Origin of the sequence: Xanthobacter agilis, assembly GCF_021730435.1 — a bacterium.
GTDB lineage: Bacteria > Pseudomonadota > Alphaproteobacteria > Rhizobiales > Xanthobacteraceae > Xanthobacter > Xanthobacter agilis.
On the sequence record NZ_JABWGX010000027.1, the window covers coordinates 56,534 to 63,397 of the forward strand.

A 6,864-nucleotide genomic window follows, 5' to 3' on the forward strand; every position below is an offset into this window, starting at 1 on the left:
ATGGTGCGCCCGGTCGCCCTCACCCTCAACGCCGGCTCGTCTTCCCTGAAGTTCAGCCTCTATGACATCGCACAAGGGCCGGCGGAGCCGACCCTGATGGCGGTCGGCCAGGTGGACAGCATTGGCGGCAAGCCGAAGCTGAAGGCCACCCTGTCGCCGGCCTCGCCCGCCATCACGCGCGAGCTCACCGCGTCCGAGGCCTCCAACCACACCAGCGCGCTCGCCACCGCCCTCGGCGTGCTGCGCACCCAGTATCCGGAAGCACGGGCCTGCGTGGTGGGCCACCGCGTGGTGCACGGCGGCCCGCATTTCTCCGCTCCGGTGGTGGTGACCGAGGCGGTGATGAACGAGATGCGGGACCTCTCGCCGTTCGCGCCCATCCACCAGCCGCACAACCTCGCCGGCATCGAGGCGGCCCAGGCCGCCTTCCCCGAGGCGCTGCAGGTGGCGTGCTTCGACACCGCCTTCCACCGCGCCCATCCCAAGGTGAACGACACCTTCGCCTTGCCACGCGAATACTATGACAAGGGCGTGCGCCGCTACGGCTTCCACGGCCTTTCTTATGAATACATCACCGGCGAATTGAAGACCATCGCACCGCTGCTGCACGACGGGCGGGTGGTGGTGGCCCACCTCGGCAACGGCGCGTCCATGTGCGCCATTCTTGGCGGGCGCTCGGTGGCGTCCACCATGGGCTTCACCGCCCTCGACGGCCTGCCCATGGGCACCCGCTGCGGCCAGATCGACCCCGGCGTCATCTTCTACATGGTGCAGCAGGAGGGCAAGACCATCGACGAGGTCCGAGACCTCTTCTACTACAAGAGCGGCCTGCTCGGCATGTCGGGCATTTCCAACGACATGCGCACCCTGGAAGCGGCCGATGTGCCGGAGGCCCACGAGGCCATCGACTATTTCGTGTTCCGCATCCGCCGCGAGCTGGGCGGCCTCGCCGCCGCCCTCGGCGGCCTCGACGCGCTCATCTTCTGCGGCGGCATCGGTGAGAACTCGCGCAAGATCCGCCGGCGCATCTGCGAGGGCATGAGCTGGATCGGCCTCGAGCTCGACCATGACCAGAATGACGTTAGCGCCCGCGTGATCTCCACCGAGTTCAGCCGCGCCCGCATCATGGTGATCCCCACCAACGAGGAACTGGTGATCGCCCGCGCCTGCAAGAGCCTTCTGGCCCGTCAGCATGCGCAGGCCGCCGAATAGCCGCGACCCGGCCGGGCGGGACCTCGATCCACCCGGCCACCCACGGTCGCGTTACGAAATCGCCCCGAACGGCGGCATGTCCGGTCGCTCCGGCCTGCCGCGCGAGACGAGAGGAAACTCCATGAAAAAGGCCATCAAAGCAGAGGACGCCGCGGCGCTCATCCCCGATGGGGCACGGGTACTGATCGGCGGCTTCATGGCGGTCGGCAGCCCGCTGCGCCTGATCGACGCGCTGGTGGAACGCGGCGTGCGCGACCTCACCGTCATCGCCAACGATGCCGGCCTGCCCCACAAGGGCATCGGTCGCCTCGTGCATGCGGGTGCCGTGAGGCACGCCATCATGTCCCACATCGGCCTCAACCCCGAGATCCAGCAGAAGATGATCTCCGGCGAGGTCACGGTGGAGCTGGTGCCCCAGGGCACGCTGGTGGAGCGCATCCGCGCCGCCGGCATGGGCCTCGGCGGGGTGCTCACGGCCACCGGCATCGGCACGCCGGTGGAAGAGGGCAAGCAGGTGGTGGAGGTGGACGGCAGGCGCTATCTGCTGGAAACTCCCATCCACGCGGATTTCGCCCTCATCGCGGCGCGGCAGGCGGACTACGTGGGCAATCTCGAATATTCGCTCACGGCGCAGAACTTCAATCCGATCATGGCGCTCGCCGGCAAGACCGTGATCGCCGAGCCGGATGTGATCGTGCCCGTCGGCGTCATCCCGCCGGACGAAGTGCGCACCCCCGGCGTTCTGGTGGACCATCTTCTGGCGAGGGCCGCGTGATGAGCAACACGACCAACACGGCAACCGCCGCGAACAAGGCCTGGGACCCCAAGTCCATCATCGCCGCCCGGGTCGCGCAGGAGCTGAAGCCCGGCATGCTGGTGAACCTGGGCATCGGCCTGCCGAGCCTCGTCGCCAATTTCCTGCCGCCGAACTCGGACGTGTTCTTCCAGGCGGAAAACGGGGTGATCGGCCTCGGCGCCCATCCGCCGGAGGGCATGGAAGACCCCTATCTCACCGATGCCGGCGGCGGCTTCGTCTCGGCGGTGCCGGGCGCCGCCTCCATCGACAGCGCCATGAGCTTCGGCCTCATCCGCGGCGGTCACCTCGACCTGACCGTTCTGGGCGGCCTGCAAGTGGACGAGCGGGGCTATCTCGCCAATTGGATGGTGCCGGGCCAGAAGGTGCCGGGCATGGGTGGCGCCATGGATCTGGTGGCGGGGGCCAAGGCGGTGATCGTCGCCATGCAGCACGCCGCCAAGGGCGAGCCCAAGATCGTGCCCGAATGCACCTTGCCCCTCACCGCTGCCCGGCGGGTAACGCTGATCGTCACCGATCTGGCGGTGATCTGCCCCACCGACGACGGCCTCGTGCTGCAGGAACGGGCACCAGGGGTGTCGGTGGAGACCATCCTGGCCGCCACCTCCGCCAAGCTCATCGTCCCCGACGAAGTGCCCGAGATGGTGCTCGGCTGACAGTGTTCAGGCGCCCGTTCCGGCGGGCGCCTTTTCGCCTGTGTCCGTGGTCTTGTCGGCGCGGCGTTCGCCGCCGGCTTTTTCCGCCCCGGATCTTTCCACGCCTTTGCCGATAGCCAAGACACGCGCCTTGAAGACGGCGAGCAGCGGCTCGTCGATTTCCGTCAATGACGTGACCGAGACGTCACCGGGCGCGAGCCCGCTCTCATCGGGAAAGAGGAAGCGATAGCCGGCACCGGTCTTCGATTCGACGAACTCGAACAGCCGCCCCTTGCGCTCCATCTTGTAGAAGACGACGAACTTGCCCTGGTAATCACGATAGTCCACCGCCGCGATCTCCGCGAACAGAGTGTCGTCGCGCACCAGGAAGGCGAGGCGCTGGCGGGTCCAGGCATAGACCGCAAGCTCCCGCTCGGTGGTGACGATGGCGTCGGCGGCGGACGGCGCGGGTTGGCTCTCGGGCACCGTGGGGGTCGGAACCGCGGCGTCCGGCTTCGGCAGGTCGAGCCGGTGCAGGATCTGCCGGCTGATGAACTCGCGCAGCGCCGCCTGGATCAGCGGCCGGTATTCGTCGAGCGCCTTCTGCGAAATGTGGCCGATGCCGGCCTTCTTCAGCAGCGGGCGGGAAAACTCCTCCGGTGGATCGGCGAAGATCGCGCCCACCTGCGCCAGCACCGAATTGTAGATGTGCTTGCGCTTGGCCTCGGCCCCAATATTGTCCGGGTCGAACACGGCCTTGCCCAGGCTGCTCAAGCCTTCGAGAGCCGAATCATCCACCTTGCCGCGCGCCACCTCCTTGAGGTCGAAGCGCAGGAAGGGGTTGGCGTCCATCATGTTGGGTTCGTCGGAATCGGCGTAGAATTCCCAGATCAGCCCGTCGGTGAGAATGCCCATCTTCACCGTGCGCGCGGCATTGAAATAGCTGCGCAGCTGGCCGCGATCATCCCGCAGGCTCGGCGCGTTGGCCGGCTTGGTCTCGATGGCGATCACCGGCTCACCACCCTTGAAGATGGCGAAGTCAACCCGGTTCTTATACTTTTCCGAAAAGTCGCAATGATGCTCCGGAAACACCTCGTTGGGGTCCATGTGGTCGTAGCCGAGGAAGGAAATCATCGGCACCACCAGGAACATCTTGGTGGATTCCTCATTCTGGCAACGCGGAGCGGCGGTCACCGCGCGCTTGGCGAATTCGGTCAGCTTGTCCCGAAACTCTGACAACACGCCCGCATCCATGGCACGCTCTCGTCAATGCGCCTGAGAAGCGCCAATGAGAGCGTGTTCCGGCTTAAAACACAACTTCAAATCATGCACCCGCCACACGGAAACGGCAGATCGCACCTGGCCCGGCGTTACAGGTCCACATAGACGAACTTGTCCGCCTTCAGGCTCGGATAATTGGCCCTCAGCGCCGTGGCGAGCTTGCCGACCAGCGTCTTATCGCCAGCCGCCGAGGGCCCCACGAAATCGGTGCCGGCCATCCAGGTCTCGAAATAGCAATGCAGCATGTCGTCATAGTCCGCCCCGGTGGGGTTGGCGGTCTTGTCGGCGAGATCGGCGACGCCTGAAGTATTCACCTCCAGCCGCCAGTCGCGGTCGTCCACCACCGAGGCGATGAGCTTTGCGAGATCGGCATCGGTCCATTCGGTCTTGAGATCGAGGGGCATGACAGGCTCCAAGGCGGGGCGCCAAAAAGCGGCTGGCGCACGGGTCGGCAATGCCGGCAACCAAGCAAGATCCGGTCCACTGTCCCTCAGCGGCTGCCGGGATAGAGCGGCGCCAGCCGGGCGCCGGAGGGCCGCTTGCCCGCGCGGACCCGCCGCCGCTCCGCCCGCCGCACCGCCGCCAGCAGCGCCCGCCCGTTCCAATCACGGCTTTCGCCGCCATAAAGATGGCGCGCAAGTCTGGCGGCGGCGCTTTGCAGGTCGGCCGGCGGCGCGGCAAACAGGCCGAGCCGGGCAAGGCGCCCATAGGCGTCATGGGCGGCGCGGGCCTCGCCCTTGCGACAGGCGGCGATCAAGGCCGCCATCAATTGCTCCGGATCCACAGGTGCCGCACGCAGCGGCCCACGGCGCCGACGCGGTGCTGCGGGACCCCCTGTCGGATTCCCCGCTGTCGCGTTCATCACGCGGGAGCGGCGACCCAACCACATGAACAGCACCAGCGCGCCGGCGACACCGCCGGCGAGAAGCGCCAGCGCAAGCCGGTTCTCCCGCAGCAACCGGGCGACGGGGAGGCCTTCGCCGGCCGGCGGCGCCTCCGCCGTCGACGCCGGGGACCGGGCCACGGCGGCGGGGGATGCGGGCGCGGCCGGCGCCAGCGGCTCCGCGCCCGGCCGCACCTCCAGCGTCACCGCCGGCAGCACCGCCTTTTCCTGCTGGTTGGTGGCAAGGTTCCACCAGGGCACCTCAATGGCCGGCAGGGTGAAGGAGCCGGGCCGTGTCGGCACCAGGGAAAAGCGCTTGGTGAGCACCGCGCCGGCCATACCGTCGATGAGAGTGGCATCGGTGCGGCTCTCCTCCACATATTGGCGCAGGCCATCCACGGGCTCCAGGTCCAGCGGCGGCAATTGATTGGGGCTCGCGCCCTTGGCGACAAGGGTGAGAGTGCGGGTCACCGTGTCCCCGACCTTGATGTCGCTCACCGGCGCCGACCACTGCTGGGACAAGGTGACGCCCAGCGCCGGCAGGAACCAGCCCGTCACCCCCTCGGGCCGCGGCTGAACGCGGACCGACACCGGCTGCGACTTCACGGTCACGGTGCGCTGGCCCGGCTCCCCGAAGCCGCTGCGACCGAGCAGGCTCGGCAGATCGGACGCCACCGAGCTGCCCTGGAAACCCGGCACGCTGGCATTGAGGCTGACGGGGGGAATAGTGATGACGCCGCTCTTCTGCGGGCGCATCAGGTAGCTCTGCTCGATCACCCGGTAGCGCCGCCGGCCGACGGTCTTCACGTAGCTGCGCTGGCCGCCGTCCTCGGTGAAGGAGGCCCCGTCGGCGAGCGGCTTCTCCATGGAGCCGGACCGCATGCCGATGGCGTCATAGATGCGGATGGTAACCGGCACGTCGCTCTGGACATAAGCGGGACCGGCGGCGGCCTCCACCCGCACGAACAGCGGCTCGTCGTCGGTCTGCACCTGCCCCGCGGCGGCCGGCACCACCTGCACCTGCGCCGGCGCCGAGGCGAGGCCGCCCACGGTGACCGGCGGCAAGGTGAGCGTGCCGGTGCGCCTGGGCAGCAGGGTCATGACCCACTGGTCCACATGGACCGGCTTGCCATCCACCATTTCGGCATGGCTCGCCCGGCGGCGGTCCACGATCTCGAAATCGCGGCCGAGCGCGCTCACGTCCGGTGGCTGCCAGCTCTCGCCATCGGTCAGGCTCACGATGAAGTCGAAGGTTTCGCCGGCCGGCACCACGAAGCGGTCCGGCGCGGCCGACACGCTCGCCGCCTCGGCCGGGCCGGCGAGGAGCGCCGCGACCGGCAGCGCCAGCCAGGGGCGGAAGCGGCTATTTGTCTTCATCTTGCACCGCCGCGCCGCTGCCGCCGTAATAGGCGCGAATCCGGGCCCGCAGCAGCCCGGCCGGATCATCCGGCACCATGCGCAGCGCCTGCTCGCTGTTCTGGTCCTGCTCGCTCATGGATCGCAACATCACCGCGCCCGGAGCGCCCTGGTCCGCCTTGTCGCGGTCGTCCTGGCCGCCCTGACCGACAGCCATGGACGGCGGGGGCGGCGGGCTCGGCGGCGGAGCGTTCGCCGCATCGGCCGGCTGCGGCTTGTCCGCGCCGGGCGCCTTATCCGCGGGATTCAGAGCCGGCTTACCACCTCCGACGCCGGGCTTTGGATCCGCCTTGGGGTCCGCTTTAGCGTCGTTCGACGCGTCGGGTTTCGGCTGGGCCGGGGAGTCCACCTTGGGCTTGGCATCCTGCGGCTTGCCGTCGTTGCCCTTTTCATCGCGCGCCTTGTCATCGCGGCCCTTGCCGTCATTCGGCTTCGGGTTCGGTTTGCCGTCTTCGGCCTTACCATCACCGGGCTTCGGAGCATTGGGCTTCTGGTCGGCCTTGGCGTTCGATTTTTCGTCCGCCTTGCCGCCGCCCTTACTCTTGTCGGAGCTGTCGGATTGATTATTTGCCGACTTCTGATCGCCCTGCTGGCCGCCGCCCTGACCCCCTTGCCCTCCCCCT

6 protein-coding genes and 1 pseudogene are annotated in these 6,864 nt (G+C 68.1%); 3 read left to right on the forward strand and 4 right to left on the reverse strand.

The window, feature by feature from the left end; genetic code table 11:
- From HUW53_RS17690 to HUW53_RS17700, 3 genes are all read left to right on the forward strand, one after another.
- Complete coding sequence (locus HUW53_RS17690; RefSeq protein ID WP_237347078.1) at positions 1-1,212, forward strand: acetate/propionate family kinase; 1,212 nt, start codon at positions 1-3, stop codon at positions 1,210-1,212.
- A gap of 121 nt (positions 1,213-1,333) precedes the next feature.
- On the forward strand, positions 1,334-1,987 hold the full coding sequence (locus HUW53_RS17695; RefSeq protein ID WP_237347079.1) for a CoA transferase subunit A: 654 nt from the start codon (positions 1,334-1,336) through the stop codon (positions 1,985-1,987).
- A complete protein-coding gene (locus tag HUW53_RS17700) occupies positions 1,987-2,682 on the forward strand; it encodes a 3-oxoacid CoA-transferase subunit B (RefSeq protein ID WP_237347080.1) in 696 nt (231 codons plus the stop codon). Before HUW53_RS17695 ends, HUW53_RS17700 begins: the two co-directional genes overlap by 1 nt.
- 6 nt (positions 2,683-2,688) lie before the next feature.
- Here the strand turns inward: HUW53_RS17700 and HUW53_RS17705 are convergent, their stop codons facing one another.
- The 4 genes and pseudogenes from HUW53_RS17705 to HUW53_RS17720 all read right to left on the reverse strand — a co-directional run.
- Entirely contained in the window at positions 2,689-3,903 is a 1,215-nt protein-coding gene (locus tag HUW53_RS17705) for a type I restriction endonuclease (RefSeq protein WP_237347081.1), read from the reverse strand.
- Between the two features lie 128 nt (positions 3,904-4,031).
- A complete protein-coding gene (locus HUW53_RS17710) occupies positions 4,032-4,346 on the reverse strand; it encodes a hypothetical protein (RefSeq protein WP_237347082.1) in 315 nt (104 codons plus the stop codon).
- Between the two features lie 86 nt (positions 4,347-4,432).
- On the reverse strand, positions 4,433-6,202 hold the full coding sequence (locus tag HUW53_RS17715; RefSeq protein ID WP_237347083.1) for a BatD family protein: 1,770 nt from the start codon (positions 6,200-6,202) through the stop codon (positions 4,433-4,435).
- Positions 6,189-6,864: pseudogene (locus HUW53_RS17720) on the reverse strand (hypothetical protein); the annotation flags it as partial. The pseudogene HUW53_RS17720 and the gene HUW53_RS17715, both read right to left, overlap by 14 nt.